Raw genomic sequence first — 15,854 nt, 5'->3', positions numbered from 1 at the left:
TTTGCAGAGCAAACCCCTTCCGGTCACGAAGAACAATATCACCGGCTACGCCTTTCTGTTCGATATGGATGGGACGCTGGCGCCCATCGCTGCTTCGCCGGAACAGGCGGCCGTGCCCGCCGCCACGCGCGAGACGCTGGAGAAACTGCGCGAGGCCTGTGGCGGCGCCCTGGCCATCGTCTCCGGCCGGCCCATCAGCGAGATCGATCATCTGCTGGCCCCCGAGGTCTATTGCGCGGGCGGCCTGCATGGCGCGCAACTGCGCGGCCCGGACGGGCGGCAGACGCAGCTCGGCGTCGACAGCGAGGCGGTCGCCGCCATGGTGCGCGCGCTGCTGCCGCTGGCGCAGGCCCACCCCGGCCTGCAACTGGAAGACAAGGGGTTATCCTTGGCGCTGCACTACCGCAACGCGCCGGATCTACAAGGCCTGGTCAGCGAGGCCGTCAACGCGGCCCTGCTTCCGCATACCCATGGTTTCGTGCTCCAGCCAGGCAAGATGGTGCTGGAGATCAAGCCGCGCCACGCCAGCAAGGCCGGCGCCATCACGAGGTTGATGGACATGCCGCCTTTCGCCGGCCGCCGGCCGCTGTTCGCGGGCGACGACCTGACCGACGAGGCCGGCTTCGAAGCCATCCACCGCATGGACGGCGTATCGATCAAGATCGGCGACGGCGAGACGCGCGCGCAGTGGCGCATGCCGACGCCGGCCGCCCTGGCGGCCTGGCTCGACTTGCTGTGTTGACGGGCCGCCGGCGGCCGCCGCGCCAGGACGCGATGGCCGGCGACCGGGCGGCCACGCGGTGCGGGAAAGCGCCTTGCGACGGCTGCGCGAGGCATGCGCCGTGCGATGGGCCGGCGGATGGGCCACGCAAGGTCCGGGAATGAATACAAGGAGTTCAGCCGTGAGCAGATTGATCGTCATATCGAATCGGGTCGCCCCCATCGCCGAAGGCAAGCCCACCGCGGGCGGCCTCGCGGTGGGCGTGTTCGACGCGCTCAAGCAGGCCGGCGGCATCTGGTTCGGCTGGAACGGCGAGATCGCCGAGGGCGCCACGCCGCCGGACGACGTGCGGCTGGAGTCGCGCGACAACATCACCTACGCCACCGTGGCCCTCTCGCGCAGCGATTACGACCTTTACTACCGGGGCTTTTCCAACGGCACGCTGTGGCCGGTCTTCCACTATCGTCCCGATCTCAGCAGCTACGACCGGCGCGAATATGCCGGCTATCTGCGCGTGAACGAATGGCTGGCGGCGCGGCTCAAGCCCTTGATCAAGCCGGAAGACCGCCTGTGGGTGCACGATTACCACCTGCTGCCCTTCGCGCGGGCCTGCCGCCGCGCCGGGCTGCGCAACCGCATCGGTTTTTTCCTGCACATCCCGTTTCCGGCCGAACAGGTCATGGCCACCGTGCCGCCGCACCAGGACCTGGTGGAGGCCATGTGCGAGTACGACCAGCTCGGTTTCCAGACCGACGGCGACCGCCGCGCCTTCACCGACTACGTGCGCCGCCGCCTGGGCGGCTCGCGGGTGGTGGACCGGGCGATCGAGCTGGACGGCAAGCGCATCGGGGTGGGGGCGTACCCCATCGGCATCTATCCGGACGAGATCCAGAGCCTGTCGCTCAAGCACAGCCGCTCGCGGCAGATCACCAATCTCAAGCAGGGCCTGGTGCAGCGGCGCCTGATGGTGAGCGTCGACCGCCTGGACTACAGCAAGGGCCTGGTCGAGCGTTTCACCGCCTTCGAGCGCCTGCTGGAGACGAAGTCGGAGCATCGCGGGCAGGTGAGCTTCATCCAGATCGCGCCGCCGTCGCGTTCGGATGTCGAGCAGTACCGGCAGATCCGGCGCCAACTGGAAAGCGCGGCGGGCCGCATCAACGGCCGCTTCTCGGATCTGTCCTGGACGCCGCTGCGGTACATCAACAAGTCCTACGATCGTTCGCTGCTGATGTCGCTGTTCCGCGCCTCGCAGGTGGGCTACGTGACGCCGCTGCGCGACGGCATGAACCTGGTGGCCAAGGAGTACGTGGCGGCGCAGCCGCCCGACGATCCGGGCGTGCTGGTGCTGTCGGAGTTCGCCGGCGCCGCCGAGGAACTGGAGGACGGCGCCTTGCTGGTCAACCCCTACGACGCCGACGGCATGGCGGAGACGCTGCACCGGGCGCTGACCATGTCGCTGCCGGAGCGCCGGGAGCGCTACGAGAGCATGCTGCAGCGCCTGAAGGACAACAACCTTTCGCATTGGCGCGATCGCTTCCTGCACGACCTGCAGGAGTCGGGCACGCCGGATTGATTGATTGCCTCGGCTTCTTCGGCTTCGGCTTCGGCGCGGGATGCCGTCCCGCAAGCGGGATGGTGCCAGCGTGACGTCGGGCGTCCGGCGCTCGTCAGAGGCCGGAGGAAGACCCGGACCGCCGCGTGCGTTTCAGAAGCGGTGCGCGCTTCAGAACCGGTGCGCCGGCAGGGACGGCCGCCGGGCGCGGGCCCGATCCATGGCGCGGTTGACCTCGCGCGCGGAATCCATCAGGTCGGCGGTGAAATTGATCACGTCGTCGACCGAGTCGTACAGGAAGTAGGCGGCGGGGGTGGCGACGTTGCGGTCGAGAAAGCAGGCGGCGCGGCGGGCGCCGCGCCATACGGCGGCATCGACGCGCAGCAGGGCGGTAAGGACGATGCGATGGAACGACATGATTCAAGTCCTGGTAAGGAGCGCGGCGCGACGATCGCCGGCGATTCCCGGTGCTTCGACGGACGGGGACGACGTGGTCATCATAAACCCGGATTTTGATGCGTCGCAACATCCATCGGGTTCTTTGCTCATGCAGGTTGCAAATGCGCAGCAAGTCCGACGAAAAAGGTAAACCAAGGCGCCTTATGCGCCAGGAAATGCGACCTTATGGTGCGGTGCATCATAATGGCGCGGAAGGCGGACGAGAGGAATGATGGATACGGTATCGCGGCGGGACGATGAGTGGTTGGAGCCGGACGGACGCGGCGGCTACGCCAGCGGGACGGTGCTGGGCCCGCGCACCCGCCGCTATCACGCCTTGCTGCTGTGCGCGACGCGTCCGCCCGCCGGCCGCGTCGTCCTGGTCAACGGCGTGGAGGCGTGGCTGGAGGGCGATGGCCGCCGCGTCCCGCTGACCAGCCAGCGCTACCTGCCGGACGTGGAGGCGCCGGCCGCCACCGCGCCTTGCGTCGGCTTCGGCACGCAGCCCTGGCCGGCCTGGCGGCTGCGCGTGGACGACCGCTGCGACCTGCTGGCCGAGTGCCTGGTCGAGCGCGCCCGCGGCCGGACGGTGCTGCGCTGGCGGCTGGTCATGGCCGGGACGGACGACGGGGACGGCGCGCGGGCGCCGGGCGAGGGCGATGAGCCCGGGCGCGCCGACGACGGCGTGACGCGGCGTGCTGCCGCGGCTGTGCCGGCCGGCGGCGGGTTGGGCGCGGCGGCCGCGGCCAGCGGCGAACCGGGCGCCGGCGCGACAGCCTGGCGGCTTTGCGTCAGGCCGCTGCTTTCGGGGCGCGACTATCACGCGCTGCATCATGAAAATCCCGCGTTCGATTTCACGGCGGCCTGCGAGCCCGGCCGCGTGCGCTGGCGGCCCTATGCGGGGTTGCCGGCGATCGAGGCGCGCGGCAACGGCGCCTACCGGCACGAGCCGGACTGGTATCGCCGCTTCAGCTACGCGCGCGAGCGCGAGCGGGGACTGGACGACGGCGAGGATCTCGCCACGCCGGGCATATTCACCTTCGACCTGGCCGCCGGCCCGGCCGTGATGATATTGGCCGCGCTGCTCGATGAGCGGGCGGACGGCGGCCGCGATGACGCCCCGCGTTCCGCGTCTGGCGGGGAGGCCAGCGCGATGGACGGACCCGGCGCCCCCTCCGCGTCCGGGGCCTCACCCGCGCCGGCAACCACCGAAGCCATCGCCGTCGCCGTCGCCGAGGCCGAGTCCATCATGGCCGCCGAAAGGGCGCGCCGCGCCGTCTTTCCCGACCGCATCCGCCGCTCGGCCGACGCCTACCTCGTGCGGCGGGAGAACGGTCCGACGCTGCTGGCGGGCTATCCCTGGTTCACGGACTGGGGCCGCGACACCTTCATCGCGCTGCGCGGCCTGCTGCTGGCCACCGGCCGCGTCGCCGAGGCCGGCGATCTGCTCGAAGCCTGGACCGGCTATGTCTCCGACGGCATGCTGCCCAACCGCTTTCCCGACGACGGCGGCGCGCCCGAGTACAACACGGTCGACGCCTCGTTGTGGTTCGTCGTCGCGGTGCACGATTACCTGGCCGCCGGGCAGGCCGGCCCGGATCGCCGCCGGCGCCTGCGCGAGGCGGTGGACGCCATCCTGCGCGGCCACATACAGGGCGCCCGCTACGGCATCGCCGTCGACGACGACGGGCTGTTGCGCGCCGGCGAGGCGGGCCAGCAACTCACCTGGATGGACGCGCGCGTGGACGGCCGCGAAGTCACGCCACGCATCGGCAAGCCGGTGGAGGTGCAGGCCCTGTGGATCAACGCGCTGCGCATCGCCTCGGCGTGGGACGACGGCCTGCCGCCGCGGCTGGACCGCGCGCAGCGCGCGTTCGAGGCGCGTTTCCCCAGCCCGCGCGGCGGCCTGTACGACGTGATCGACGCCGATCACGTGGCCGGCCGCGTCGACGCCTCCATCCGGCCGAACCAGATATTCGCCGTGGGCGGCCTGCCTTATCCCGTGCTGGAGGGCATGGCCGCCCGCCACGTCCTGGAAACCGTCCAACTGCACCTGTGGACGCCGCTGGGCCTGCGCACGCTGGCGCCGGGCGAGCCCGGCTACGCCGGCCGTTATGCGGGCGGCCCCGCGCAGCGCGACGGCGCGTACCACCAGGGCACGGCCTGGCCCTGGCTGATGGGGCCTTTCGCGCAGGCATGGGTGCGCGTGCACGGCGACGTCCCGGCCACGCGCGACGACGCGCGCCGGCGTTTTCTCGACCCGCTGCTGCGCCAACTGGACGAGGGCGGCCTGGACCACGTCGCCGAGGTCGTGGACGGCGACGCGCCGCACGCCTGGGGCGGCGCGCCGTTCCAGGCCTGGTCGCTGGGCGAGTTGCTGCGCATCATGGCGTGGCTGGAGACGCCCGCCGCCGGGTCGACGGGCGGGGCCTCCGCCGCCCAGTCGATCGGGCGGACAGCCGGGTGAGCAGTCGGGCGGGCAGAGGGTGAGCCGTCGGAGGCGATGTGGGGGAGCGGTGGGGAACAGCCGAGGCGGCAGTCGGGCCAACGTCAGGCTGACGCGGTACATTCGACGTTACCCCATGCATCGCCGACTGGAAACGCCCCATGCCGTTCAAGCTGCCCCCCGGTCTGTTGGATACCGTCGAAGGCAAGCGTCTGCACGCCGCCGACAAGATACCCTGGCGCCGCTGGGGCCCGTATCTGAGCGACCGGCAATGGGGCACGGTGCGTGAAGACTACAGCGAGTACGGCACCGCCTGGGACTACTTCCCGCACGATCACGCGCGCAGCCGCGCCTATCGCTGGGGCGAGGACGGCATCGCCGGCTTCGGCGACGAGAAGCTGCGCTGGTGCGTGGGACTGGCCTTGTGGAACGGCCGCGATCCCATCATCAAGGAACGCCTGTTCGGCCTGAACAACGAGGAAGGCAATCACGGCGAGGACGTCAAGGAGCTGTACTTCCACCTGGACGCCACGCCCACGCATTCCTACATGCGGATGATGTACCGCTATCCCCAGGCCGCATTCCCCTACGCCGACCTGGTGGCGGAGAACGCGCGGCGCGGCCCCGACCAGGTGGAATACGAAATCCTCGACACCGGCGTGTTCGACGACCAGCGCTATTTCGACGTCTTCGTGGAGTACGCCAAGCATGCGTACGACGACATCACCATGCGCGTCACGGTGCACAATCGCGCGGACGAGGCGGCCGAACTGCATCTGCTGCCGCAGTTCTGGGCGCGCAATACCTGGTCCTGGGACGGCGAGACCAACAAGCCGTCGCTGCGCCGCCGCGCCGGCGCGGCGGGCGACGAAGTGGTGGCGCGCCACGGGGCGCACGAGCCGCTGCTGATCACCGCGCAAGCCGACCCGGCCTCGCCGCTCCAGTGGCTGTTCTGCGAGAACGAGACCAACGTGCGCCGCCTGTTCGGCAGCGAAGGCGCGGGGCCGTTCAAGGACGGCTTCAACGACTACCTGGTGCACGGCGACGCGCACGCCGTGCGGCGCGATGCGGGCACGCGCGCGGCGGCCCACGTCAAGCTGAGCCTGGACCCGGGCGGCTGCAAGGTGATGACGTTGCGCTGGCGGCCGCTGGCGGCCGCGTCCCTGGACGGCGCGTCCGCCGCCCATGGCCTTCCGCACGCCCCGCCGCCTTACGACGTCGACGCCTTGTTCGCCGGGCGCCGCGCGGAGGCGGACGCCTTCTACGCCTGCCTGCAGCAGGCCTTGCCCGATCCCGACGCGCGCCTGGTGCAGCGACAGGCCCTCGCCGGCCTGCTGTGGTCCAAGCAGTACTACGAGTTCGACGTCAGCCGCTGGCTGGACGGCGATCCGGCGCAGCCCGCGCCGCCCGCGCGCCGCAAGCGCGGGCGCAACGCGGACTGGCGGCACCTGGCCAACGGCGACGTGATCTCCATGCCGGACAAGTGGGAGTACCCCTGGTATGCGTCCTGGGACCTGGCGTTCCAGGCGGCCGCCCTGGCGCTGGTCGATCCCTCCTTCGCCAAGCAGCAACTGCTGTTGCTGGTGAAGGACCGCTACCAGCATCCGAACGGCCAACTGCCCGCCTACGAATGGGCCTTCGGCGACGGCAATCCGCCGGTGCATGCCTGGGCGGCCTGGCGCGTCTACGAGATCGACCGCGCCTGGACCGGGCGGCCCGACCATGAATTCCTGGAGCTGGTCTTCCACAAGCTGCTGTTGAACTTCGGCTGGTGGGTCAACCGCCGCGACGCGGACGGCCACAACATCTTCCAGGGCGGCTTCCTGGGCCTGGACAACGTCGGCATCTTCGATCGCTCCGCGCCGCTGCCCACCGGCGGCCATATCGACCAATCCGACGGCACGGCATGGATGGCGGCCTACGCCCTGGACATGATGCGCATCGCCCTGGAGCTGGCCACGGTCAACAAGACCTTCGTCGACATCGGCGTGAAGTTCTTCGAGCATTTCCTCTACATCGCCAGCGCGGTCAACAGCGGCGACACGGAGGAGCGCGGCCTGTGGGACGAGGAAGACGAATTCTTCTACGACGCCCTGCACCTGCCGGACGGCAGCAGCCAGCCCATGCGCGTGCGCTCCATCGTCGGCCTGATTCCCCTGTTCGCGGTGCACGTGCTGGAAGAGCGCGTGCACGGGCGCCTGCCCGGCCTGAAGGAACGCCTGCGCTGGTTCCTGCGGCATCGGCCCGACCTCGCGCGGCTGGTCTCGCGCTGGACCGAGCCCGGCGTGGGCAACGCCGTGCTGCTGTCGCTGCTGCGCGGGCATCGCACCAAGGCCTTGCTGCGCCGCGCGCTGGACGCGGACGAATTCCTTTCCGATCACGGGGTGCGGGCCCTGTCGCGCTATCACCGCGAGCATCCCTTCGTCTACCGGTACGGCGGCGACAGCTTCGGCATCCGCTATCTGCCCGGGGAAGCGGACGGCCGGGTGTTCGGCGGCAATTCCAACTGGCGCGGGCCGGTATGGCTGCCGGTCAACTATCTGCTGATCGAATCGCTGCACGAATTCCATCGCTACTACGGCGATGAATTCCGCGTCGAGTATCCGACCGGCTCCGGGCAGATGCGCAGCCTGCGCGAGATCGCCAATGCCCTGTCCGACCGGGTCATCGGGCTTTTCCTCAGGGACGCTTCCGGCCGCCGGCCTTCCATGGCCGGCTATCCGGCCTTGCAGGGCGACCCGATGACCCGCGACATGCTGCTCTTCCATGAATACTTCCATGGCGACGACGGCCGCGGCATGGGGGCGTCGCACCAGACCGGCTGGACCAGCCTGGTGGCCTTGCTGTTGCAGCGCACTTGCGACGACGCCATTCCCGACGTGCCGGACGAGACGGAGTCGATCGATCTGCGGGAGGATTGAGAATCCCGCGGAGGCCGGCGCCGCGCGTCCTGCTTCAGGGACCGGCCGGCGGATCCTGCTGCGTGTCCTCGGGCGGCAGCAACTGCCGCTCGGCCAGCGCGGCGTGGATGAGCGCGAGCCGGTGCAGCGGATCGCTGGACAGCAGCAGCGCGGCTTTTTCGTCCATCGGCAGCGGCAGCAGTTCGGCCCAGCGGTCCGCTACCCAGCCGCATTCGTCCAGGCGGAAGGGCGGCGCCATGGGCATCAGATGGGCGGGCGTGCCGCTGCGTTGCAGTTGCGCGATCAGCGCGCCCAGCGCGTTGGCGCAGCCCTGCAGGCGCGCCGGCACCGGCAGCACCGGATCGTCGGCGAGCAGGTCGGCCTCGCCGTGCCATAGACCGTATTGTCCCTGTTCGCTGGCGCGCAGCCGGAAGCGCTGCGCGGCGCTGCAGGTGATCTGCATCAGGCCGGGCATGGGGGAGGTTCTTTCCTCCACGCGCACCAGCGTGCCGGCCTGGGCCAGCACCTCGCCGCCGTCCGGCGTGCGGACTTCGCTGCCGGCCAGCAGCGGGACCACGCCGAAGGGCGAGCCGTCGGCGACGCAGCGCTCGATCAGGCTCAGGTAGCGCACCTCGAAAATGCGCAGGCGCAGCACGCCGGCCGGAAAGACGGCATTGCCCAGCGGGAAGAGGGGAATGGAAGCCATGCGTCGATGATAAGCTAGTGTCGTGTCCTGGAGGTGCGAATCTCCGGGACACGACACCAAAAGCGCCGATACCTGGAGCAGACGACCCCGATGCCTGGCCCGATCCGCCGCCCGCGCATGCTTTCCTTCCTCGGGATGATGGCGTCGCCGGCCATGGCCGTGGCGGCATGCTGCCTTGCATTCGCGTTGTGCGTGCAGGCGGGCACGGCCCAGGCCCAGACGCAGGCCGGCGGGACGCCGGCAAGCTCGTCCGAGACGCTGCGCATCGGCTCCAAGCGCTTCACCGAGTCCTACATCCTCGCCGAAGTGCTGGCCCAGGCCGTCGCCGCGCGCACGGGGCAGGCGCCGGCCGTGCGCCAGGGGCTGGGCAACACCGCCATCGTCTACCAGGCCTTGCAGAACGGCGGCATCGACCTGTATCCCGAATACGAAGGCACCATCGCCCAGGAAATCCTGCGCAGCGACCGTCCGCTGACGTTGGCGCAGATGCGGCCCGAGCTGGCCAGCCGCGGCCTGGGCGTCGATATTCCTTTCGGCTTCAACGACGGCTATGCCCTGGCCATGCGCGCCGCCGACGCCGACCGCCTGGGCATCGCCACGCTCAGCGACCTGGCGCGGCATCCCGATTTGCGCCTGGGCCTGTCCAACGAATTCATCGGCCGCGCCGACGGCTGGCGCGGCCTGGCCCGGCGCTACGGCTACCGGCAGGCGCCGGTCGGTCTGGACCATGGCCTGGCCTACGATGCCCTGGCCAAGGGCCAGGTCGACGTCATCGACATCTACACGACGGACGCCAGGATCAAGTCGCTGGGCCTGCGCGTGCTGCGCGACGATCTCGGTTATTTCCCGCGCTACGACGCGGTGGTGCTCTATCGCCTGGACCTGCCGCAGCGGCATCCGCGCGCCTGGGCGGCGATGCGCGAACTGGCGGGCCGCATCGACGAGCGCGCCATGATAGGCATGAACGCGCGCGCCGAACTGGACGGCGTGCCTTTCCAGCGCATCGCGCAGGACTGGCTGGCGGCGCGCGAGCGGGGCGAGGCGCCGCCTGGCCCGGGCGGCGCCGCGCGCGGTTTCCTGGCCAAGCTGTTCGGCCCGGACCTTGGGCGGCTGACCGTGCAGCATCTGCTGCTGGTGGGCGTGGCCGTGCTGGCCGCCTGCCTGGTGGCGGTGCCGGCCGGCGTCCTGGTGCATGCGCGTCCGCGCCTGCGCGCGCTGGCCCTGGGCCTGGCGGGGCTGTTGCAGACCATCCCGTCGTTGGCCCTGCTGGCGGTGCTGATATCGCTGACCGGCGCGATCGGCGCGCTGCCGGCGCTGGCGGCCTTGATGCTCTATGCGCTGTTGCCCATCTTCAGCAATACCTGCACCGGCCTGGGCGAGGTGTCGGGATCGATGCGGCAAGCGGCCATCGCGCTGGGCATGACCTCGTGGCAGGCCTTGCGCCTGGTGCAGCTTCCGCTGGCGCGGCCCACCATCATCGCGGGTGTCCGCACCGCCACGTCCATCGCCATCGGCACGGCCACCATCGCCGCCTTCATCGGCGCCGGCGGCTACGGCGAACGCATCGTCACCGGACTGGCCTTGAACGACCGCGCGCTGATGCTGGCCGGCGCCGTGCCCGCCGCCGTGCTGGCGCTGGCCAGCGAGCTGGTCTTCGAAGCCGTGCAGTGGCGGCTGCGGCGCCACGTCCGGCGCTGAACGTGGCGCCGCCGCGGCGCGCGCCGGGCCCGTTCCCTGTTCTCTATCCCCTTATTCCGCCTTGGTGTTCATCTGCTTGATCAGCGCGCTCCATTTGCGCTGTTCCGCGTGCGTGAACTTGCCGAAGTCCGCGGCGCTGCCGCCGACCGGGTCGGCGCCCTCGGCGATCATCTTGTCCTTCAGTTCCGGCAGGACCGCGTTGACGGTCGCGTTGAGCTTGGCGATCACCGCCGGGGGCGTGCCCTTGGGGGCGAACATGCCGAACCAGGAGCCGGCTTCGAAACCGGGGAAGCCGCTTTCCGCCACGCTGGGAATATCTGGCATGGAGGCCGAGCGGCGCGCGCTGCTCACGGCGATGGCCCGCAGCTTGCCGGCTTTGATCTGGCCGATCACGGACGGGATGGTGGCGAACATGAATTGCACCCGTCCGGTGAGGAGGTCGTTCAGCGCGTCCGCGCCCTTGTAGGGCACGTGCGTGGCCTGGATGCCGTTGAGCTGCATCAGCATATAGCTGGACAGGTGCGAGGACGTGCCGATGCCCGTCGAGCTGTAGTTCAGCTTGCCGGAGTGCGCCTTGGCGTAGGCGAGGAATTCCTTCATGTCGTGGATGGGCAGGTCCGGCGGCACCACCAGCACGTTGGGCACGTCGGCGAGCTGCACGACCGGCACCAGGTCGACCAGGGGATCGTAGTTCAGCTTGTTGAGGCTGGAATTCACCGCGATGGGACCGACCGAGTCGACGATCAGGGTATAGCCGTCGGGCGCCGAGCGCGCGACGTACTCGGTGCCGATGTTGCCGCCCGCGCCGGGACGGTTCTCGACGATGAAGGACTGCTTCAGGCGCTGGCCCAGCAGGTTGGCGACGCTGCGGGTCAGGATGTCCGTCGTGCCGCCGGCCGTGAAGGCCACGACGATCTTGACGGGTTTTTCGGGATAGGCCTCCGCCCGGGCCGTGCCCGCCGCGCCGAGGCAGCCCAGCAGGGCGCTTGCCAGCAGGGCGCCGGCGGCGATGCGCCGGCGCAAGGCGATGGGGGGATGGTTGGTCATTGTCTTCCTCCTCGTTTGTCCGCGAGAGCCGCGGGATTCCTGCGTCGTCGGGCCGCCGCCGCGCAGCGGCGGCCCTGACGGATGGCTGAATCCTGTTTATGGAGGCAATATACGGCAGGCCGCGCCGCCGCGGCCATGCTCCAAATCCCGGGGGCGGCGCGGGGAGCCTGCCGTCAACTCTCCGCCTTGATCCCCGCCTTGCGCACCACCTCGGCCCACTTGTGTATCTCCGCCTGTTGAAAGCGGGCGAATTCCTGCGGCGGCATGCCGGAGGGCTCGACCCCCATGTCGCGCAACTGCGCCAGCACCTTGGGCTGCTTGAGCACCTCGGCGACGGCGTGATAGAGCTTGTCGACGATGTTCGCCGGCACGCCGGCCGGCGCGAAGATGGCCTGCCACGCCTGCACCTGGTAGCCGGCCACGCCCGCTTCCATCATGGTCGGCACGTCGGGCAGGCTTTCCAGGCGCCGCGGCGAGGTGACCGCCAGCGCGCGCAGCTTGCCGCCCTTGACGTGCGAGATCACCGTCGGCCCCTCGAACATGAAGTCGACCTGCCCGCCGATGACGTCGGGCAGCGCCGAGCGGCTGGAATAGGGCACGTGGACCATCCTGATGCCCGCGAGCTGTTCGAGCAGCACGCCGGACAGGTGCTGGGTGGTGCCGATGCCGGAGGACGCGAAGGAGATCGCGCCGGGCCGCTTGCGCGCGTCGGCGATGATGTCGGGGACGCTGCGATAGGGGCTGTCCTGCCGCACCACCAGCGTATTGCCGTTCATCCCGATGATGGTGATGGGCTGGAACGAGCGCACCGCGTCGTACTGCATGTTGCGGAACAGGCTGGGATTGATGGCGTGCGAGGCGATGCTGGCGCCCAGCAGGGTATAGCCGTCGGGAGGCGCCTTGGCGACGTAGGCCGACCCTATCATGCCGGTGGCGCCGGGCCGGTTGTCGACGACGACGGAGGTGTGCAGCAGGTCGCCCAGGTGCTGGGCGACGATGCGGCCCAGCACGTCGGTATTGCTGCCGGGCGGAAAGGCCACGACATAGTTGATGGGCCGGTCCGGCCACGCGCCCGTGGCGGCGTGGACGCGCGGCAGGGCCAGGGCGGCCATGGCGGCCAGGGTGGAACGCAGGAATGCCTTGCGATGCATGAGGGTCTCCTCCTCGTGCCGGGGAGGGCGCCGTGCCGCCGGCATCGTGCCGGCGGGTTGTGCGGCGGCCGTCCCTGTACGTGAATATTGTTTTGTGCCGCGCTGTTTTTCCGATACGGCTATTTGCCGCCGACGCTGCCCCACTGGCCGTAGCGCGCGACGGCTTGCTCGTCGAAGCCGAAGCCCAGGCCCGGTTCCTGGTGCAGGATGACGTGGCCGTCGCGATGTTCCAGTTGGCGGTCGACCAGGCGGCGGAAGTTCAGCACCTGGTCGTCCCAGAAGAACTCGACGTAGCGCGCGTTGGGCGTGGCCGCCACCAGCGGCGCGTGCACGTCGTGGAACCAGTGCGGGCAGACGACGACGCCATAGCTGGCGGCGGTGGCCGCGATGCGCTTCCATTCCGTGATGCCGCCGCAGACCAGCGCGTCGGTCTGCAGGATGGCGGCGCCGCCCTTGTCCAGCAGTTCCTTGTGGTACCAGCGGCCGTAGCCGATTTCGCCGGTGGCCACCGGCACGCGGGTCAGGCGCGCCAGCTTGGCGTGGCTGTCGACGTCGTCCGGCGAGAACGGTTCTTCCAGGAAGTAGGGGTCGTACTGCTCGAAGCGGCGCACGTACTGCATGGCCTGCGTGACGTCGGTCCAGGCGTTGTTCAGGTCCAGCATCAGCTCGACGTCGGGGCCCACGGCCTCGCGCGCGGCGCGCAGGCGTGCTTCCTCTTCCTTCGGGCTCAGGCGGCCGGCCTTCATCTTGACGGCGGTGAAGCCCTTGGCGACATAGCCGGCCAGTTCCTCGCCCAGCTTGGCCGGCGTCTTGCCGTCGAGGTAGTAGCCGCCGCTGGCGTAGGCCGGCACGCGGTCCAGCGCGGCCGCCCCCAGGTAGCGGTGCAGGGGCAGGCCGGCGCTGCGGGCGTTCAGGTCCCACAGGGCGGTGTCCAGCGCGCTGATGGCGCGCATCACCGTGCCGGCGCGGCCTTGCAGCAGCGATTCGCTGTACATCTTCTGCCACAGCGCCTCGACCGCGCTGCTGTCCTCGCCGACGAGCAGGGGTGCCAGCAACTGCTCCACGGCGACGGAAAAGAGCTGGCCGGCGGCGCTGCCGACATAGCAGAAGCCGATGCCTTCGACGCCATCGCTGCTGCGCACCTTGACCAGGCCGTAGTGGCGGGTGCTGACGGTGCGGGTGGAAAAGGATGTGACTTTATCGAGTGGAACGGCGGCATGGCAAAACTGGACGGAAGCGATGCGGGGCACGGCGGACTCCTTGTGGACGGCGCGTAGGGAAGGGCGGATCGCCGTCGCCGCGGGACGCGGCGATGCGATGAGCGAGCCCATTCTTCGGCAAACCAGGAAAAAGAAAAATAGCGTTCCGGCATCTTGTGAAGATGTAATATCCATCTTCCCGAAGGCGGCGCCGGGTCGGCGGCGGTCGTTCCGCCCTTGGCGATTCGCGGCCGTTTTCATCGTTTTCATCGTTCGCGCGCGGGTTGGGGCTCGGGCGCACGCCCGGCTCCAGCGCGACCCAGTGCTTGCCCGGAAATCTCATGGACACCCGATTCCTGCAAAGCTTCATCCATGTGGTCGAATCCGGCTCCATCGCCGAGGCCGCGCGCCGGCTGGACCTGACGCCCGCTTCCGTGGCGCAGCGGCTGAAGGCGCTGGAAGCCTCGGTGGGCAGCAAGCTGGTGGCGCGGTCCGGCCGCAACGTGCGGCCCACGGTGGCCGGCAACCGCATCATGGAGCGCGCGCGGCGCCTGCTGGACGAGGTGCGCGACCTCAAGTCGGCGGCCTCCGGCACGGACCTGCCGGCCGGACCCCTGCGCCTGGGCGCCACGCCCACCGGCTTGACCGGCATCGTGCCGGCCGTGCTCAAGCAATGGGTGGCGCGCCATCCCGACATCGAGATCTACATCGACCCCGGCTCCACCGTGCGCCTGTACAGCCGCGTCCTCGCCGGCGAGCTGGACGCCGCGGTGCTGGTGCATCCCTTGTTCGACCTGCCCAAGGGCTATGCCTGGCAGCCGCTGCGCGAGGAACCCTTGATCCTGCTGACGCGCCACGACGTCGCCGGTCGCGACGCCCTGGCGATCGCGGCGCGCGAGCCCTTCATCCGCTACGACCGCAGCGTGGTGGGGGGACGCCTGGCCGACGACTATCTGCGCGAGCGCGGCGTGCGGCCGCGCGTGCGCTTCGAGCTGGACGGCATCGAATCGATCGCCAAGCTGGTGTCCGAGGGGCTGGGCGTGTCCGTCCTGCCCGACTGGCCGGTCATCGGCCGCCCCGACCCCGCGCTGAAGCGGTGGACCCTGCCCGCGCCGCGGCCGACGCGCACGGTGGGCGTGCTCTGGCAGCCTTCCTCGGTGCGCGCCCAACTGGTCCAGGCCTTCGTGCAACTGGCCCTGGGCGGCAGCGGGAAGCGTCGTCGTTCCACATAATGCCGCCCCTACAGTGGCCTGTCATGCGCAACTGCTACAGTAAATGTTTTCCGCGCATCCCCCGACACATCGTGACTGCTCCCGACGACAAACATTCCGCCGCCGCGCCAGGCGGCGCCGCTGCTTCCGCGACCGCCGACGAATCCCATCTGGTCGAGACCCTGGTCGACCGTGAAACCCTGTTCCATGGCCGCTTCCTGGAAGCCCGCCGCGATACCGTGCGCCTGCCCAACGGGCATACGTCCACGCGCGAATACGTGGTGCATCCGGGCGCGGTGGTCGTCATCCCGCTGCTGGACGACGGCCGCCGCGTGCTGGTCGAGCGCCAGTACCGCTATCCCGTGGGCCGCGTCATGATCGAGTTCCCCGCCGGCAAGCTGGACCCGGGCGAGGATCCCTACGACTGCGGCCGGCGCGAACTGCTGGAGGAAACCGGCTACCGGGGCGGCGAATGGGCCTACGCCGGCGCCTTGCACCTGGCCATCGCCTATTCCACCGAGATCATCCACATCTACTTCGCGCGCAACCTGCAAGCGGGGGCCGCCGAGCTGGACCCCGACGAATTCCTCGACGTCCATCCCATGGCGGTGGAGGATCTCTACGAAGCCTGCCGCGACGGCCGCGTGACCGATGCGAAGACGCTTACCTGCACGCTCTGGCTGCAGAACGTCCTCAGCGGCGCATGGCCGCTGACGTGGAAGAAAAACGAGTAAGAAAAACGAGTAGGCCAAGCGCCCGTTTTCCGGGGAAAGCCGGGGCGGCGG

12 protein-coding genes are annotated in these 15,854 nt (G+C 69.8%); 7 read left to right on the top strand and 5 right to left on the bottom strand.

Features of this window, described 5'->3' with window-relative positions; all coding sequences use genetic code 11:
• Position 1 precedes the first annotated feature (1 nt).
• The gene (gene otsB, locus CAL29_RS19595) at positions 2 to 742 is read left to right on the top strand and encodes a trehalose-phosphatase (protein WP_094854714.1); all 741 of its coding nucleotides are present in this window, start codon (positions 2 to 4) and stop codon (positions 740 to 742) included.
• 160 nt (positions 743 to 902) lie between these two features.
• Complete coding sequence (gene otsA / locus CAL29_RS19590; RefSeq protein ID WP_094854713.1) at positions 903 to 2,294, top strand: alpha,alpha-trehalose-phosphate synthase (UDP-forming); 1,392 nt, start codon at positions 903 to 905, stop codon at positions 2,292 to 2,294.
• 150 nt (positions 2,295 to 2,444) lie between these two features.
• Here otsA and CAL29_RS31650 read toward each other — a convergent pair whose 3' ends face one another.
• On the bottom strand, positions 2,445 to 2,690 hold the full coding sequence (locus tag CAL29_RS31650) for a hypothetical protein (RefSeq protein ID WP_094854712.1): 246 nt from the start codon (positions 2,688 to 2,690) through the stop codon (positions 2,445 to 2,447).
• 253 nt (positions 2,691 to 2,943) lie between these two features.
• Between CAL29_RS31650 and CAL29_RS19575 the strand changes: the two genes are divergently transcribed.
• Both CAL29_RS19575 and CAL29_RS19570 read left to right on the top strand, forming a co-directional pair.
• The gene (locus CAL29_RS19575) at positions 2,944 to 5,178 is read left to right on the top strand and encodes an amylo-alpha-1,6-glucosidase (RefSeq protein ID WP_373559827.1); all 2,235 of its coding nucleotides are present in this window, start codon (positions 2,944 to 2,946) and stop codon (positions 5,176 to 5,178) included.
• Positions 5,179 to 5,318: 140 nt separating this feature from the next.
• Positions 5,319 to 8,078, top strand: coding sequence for an MGH1-like glycoside hydrolase domain-containing protein (locus tag CAL29_RS19570; protein ID WP_256977592.1), 2,760 nt, complete (start codon positions 5,319 to 5,321; stop codon positions 8,076 to 8,078).
• A 34-nt stretch (positions 8,079 to 8,112) separates the two neighbouring features.
• Here the strand turns inward: CAL29_RS19570 and CAL29_RS19565 are convergent, their stop codons facing one another.
• Positions 8,113 to 8,763, bottom strand: coding sequence for an LON peptidase substrate-binding domain-containing protein (locus CAL29_RS19565; protein ID WP_094854711.1), 651 nt, complete (start codon positions 8,761 to 8,763; stop codon positions 8,113 to 8,115).
• Between the two features lie 153 nt (positions 8,764 to 8,916).
• Here CAL29_RS19565 and CAL29_RS19560 point away from each other — a divergent pair, with 153 nt between their 5' ends.
• Positions 8,917 to 10,461 carry an ABC transporter permease/substrate-binding protein gene (locus CAL29_RS19560; RefSeq protein ID WP_094856760.1) on the top strand — a complete coding sequence of 515 codons (1,545 nt, stop codon included), beginning with the start codon at positions 8,917 to 8,919 and terminating at the stop codon, positions 10,459 to 10,461.
• Positions 10,462 to 10,512: 51 nt separating this feature from the next.
• Here the strand turns inward: CAL29_RS19560 and CAL29_RS19555 are convergent, their stop codons facing one another.
• The 3 genes from CAL29_RS19555 to CAL29_RS19545 all read right to left on the bottom strand — a co-directional run bounded on the left by CAL29_RS19555 (position 10,513) and on the right by CAL29_RS19545 (position 13,909).
• Entirely contained in the window at positions 10,513 to 11,508 is a 996-nt protein-coding gene (locus CAL29_RS19555; protein ID WP_094854710.1) for a Bug family tripartite tricarboxylate transporter substrate binding protein, read from the bottom strand.
• 173 nt (positions 11,509 to 11,681) lie between these two features.
• A complete protein-coding gene (locus CAL29_RS19550) occupies positions 11,682 to 12,659 on the bottom strand; it encodes a Bug family tripartite tricarboxylate transporter substrate binding protein (RefSeq protein WP_094854709.1) in 978 nt (325 codons plus the stop codon).
• Positions 12,660 to 12,778: 119 nt separating this feature from the next.
• A complete protein-coding gene (locus CAL29_RS19545) occupies positions 12,779 to 13,909 on the bottom strand; it encodes a mandelate racemase/muconate lactonizing enzyme family protein (RefSeq protein WP_094856759.1) in 1,131 nt (376 codons plus the stop codon).
• Positions 13,910 to 14,199: 290 nt separating this feature from the next.
• On the opposite strand from CAL29_RS19545, the gene CAL29_RS19540 reads away from it, so the two are divergent.
• Together CAL29_RS19540 and CAL29_RS19535 are read left to right on the top strand one after the other, a co-directional pair.
• A complete protein-coding gene (locus tag CAL29_RS19540; RefSeq protein WP_094854708.1) occupies positions 14,200 to 15,090 on the top strand; it encodes a LysR family transcriptional regulator in 891 nt (296 codons plus the stop codon).
• A 71-nt stretch (positions 15,091 to 15,161) separates the two neighbouring features.
• Positions 15,162 to 15,803 carry an NUDIX domain-containing protein gene (locus CAL29_RS19535; RefSeq protein ID WP_373559800.1) on the top strand — a complete coding sequence of 214 codons (642 nt, stop codon included), beginning with the start codon at positions 15,162 to 15,164 and terminating at the stop codon, positions 15,801 to 15,803.
• The last annotated feature ends 51 nt before the right edge of the window (positions 15,804 to 15,854 follow it).

Origin of the sequence: Bordetella genomosp. 10, assembly GCF_002261225.1 — a bacterium.
Taxonomy (GTDB): domain Bacteria; phylum Pseudomonadota; class Gammaproteobacteria; order Burkholderiales; family Burkholderiaceae_B; genus Bordetella_C.
Note: the sequence above shows the minus strand (reverse complement) of the source record. Positions and strands in the feature narration are given on the sequence as shown.

Coding starts and splice junctions, on each gene's coding strand:
- CAL29_RS31650 (WP_094854712.1), bottom strand. CDS start 2,690: ATGTCGTTCCATCGCATCGTCCTTACCGCCCTGCTGCGCGTCGATGCC.
- CAL29_RS19575 (WP_373559827.1), top strand. CDS start 2,944: ATGGATACGGTATCGCGGCGGGACGATGAGTGGTTGGAGCCGGACGGA.
- CAL29_RS19570 (WP_256977592.1), top strand. CDS start 5,319: ATGCCGTTCAAGCTGCCCCCCGGTCTGTTGGATACCGTCGAAGGCAAG.
- CAL29_RS19565 (WP_094854711.1), bottom strand. CDS start 8,763: ATGGCTTCCATTCCCCTCTTCCCGCTGGGCAATGCCGTCTTTCCGGCC.
- CAL29_RS19560 (WP_094856760.1), top strand. CDS start 8,917: ATGGCCGTGGCGGCATGCTGCCTTGCATTCGCGTTGTGCGTGCAGGCG.
- CAL29_RS19555 (WP_094854710.1), bottom strand. CDS start 11,508: ATGACCAACCATCCCCCCATCGCCTTGCGCCGGCGCATCGCCGCCGGC.
- CAL29_RS19550 (WP_094854709.1), bottom strand. CDS start 12,659: ATGCATCGCAAGGCATTCCTGCGTTCCACCCTGGCCGCCATGGCCGCC.
- CAL29_RS19540 (WP_094854708.1), top strand. CDS start 14,200: ATGGACACCCGATTCCTGCAAAGCTTCATCCATGTGGTCGAATCCGGC.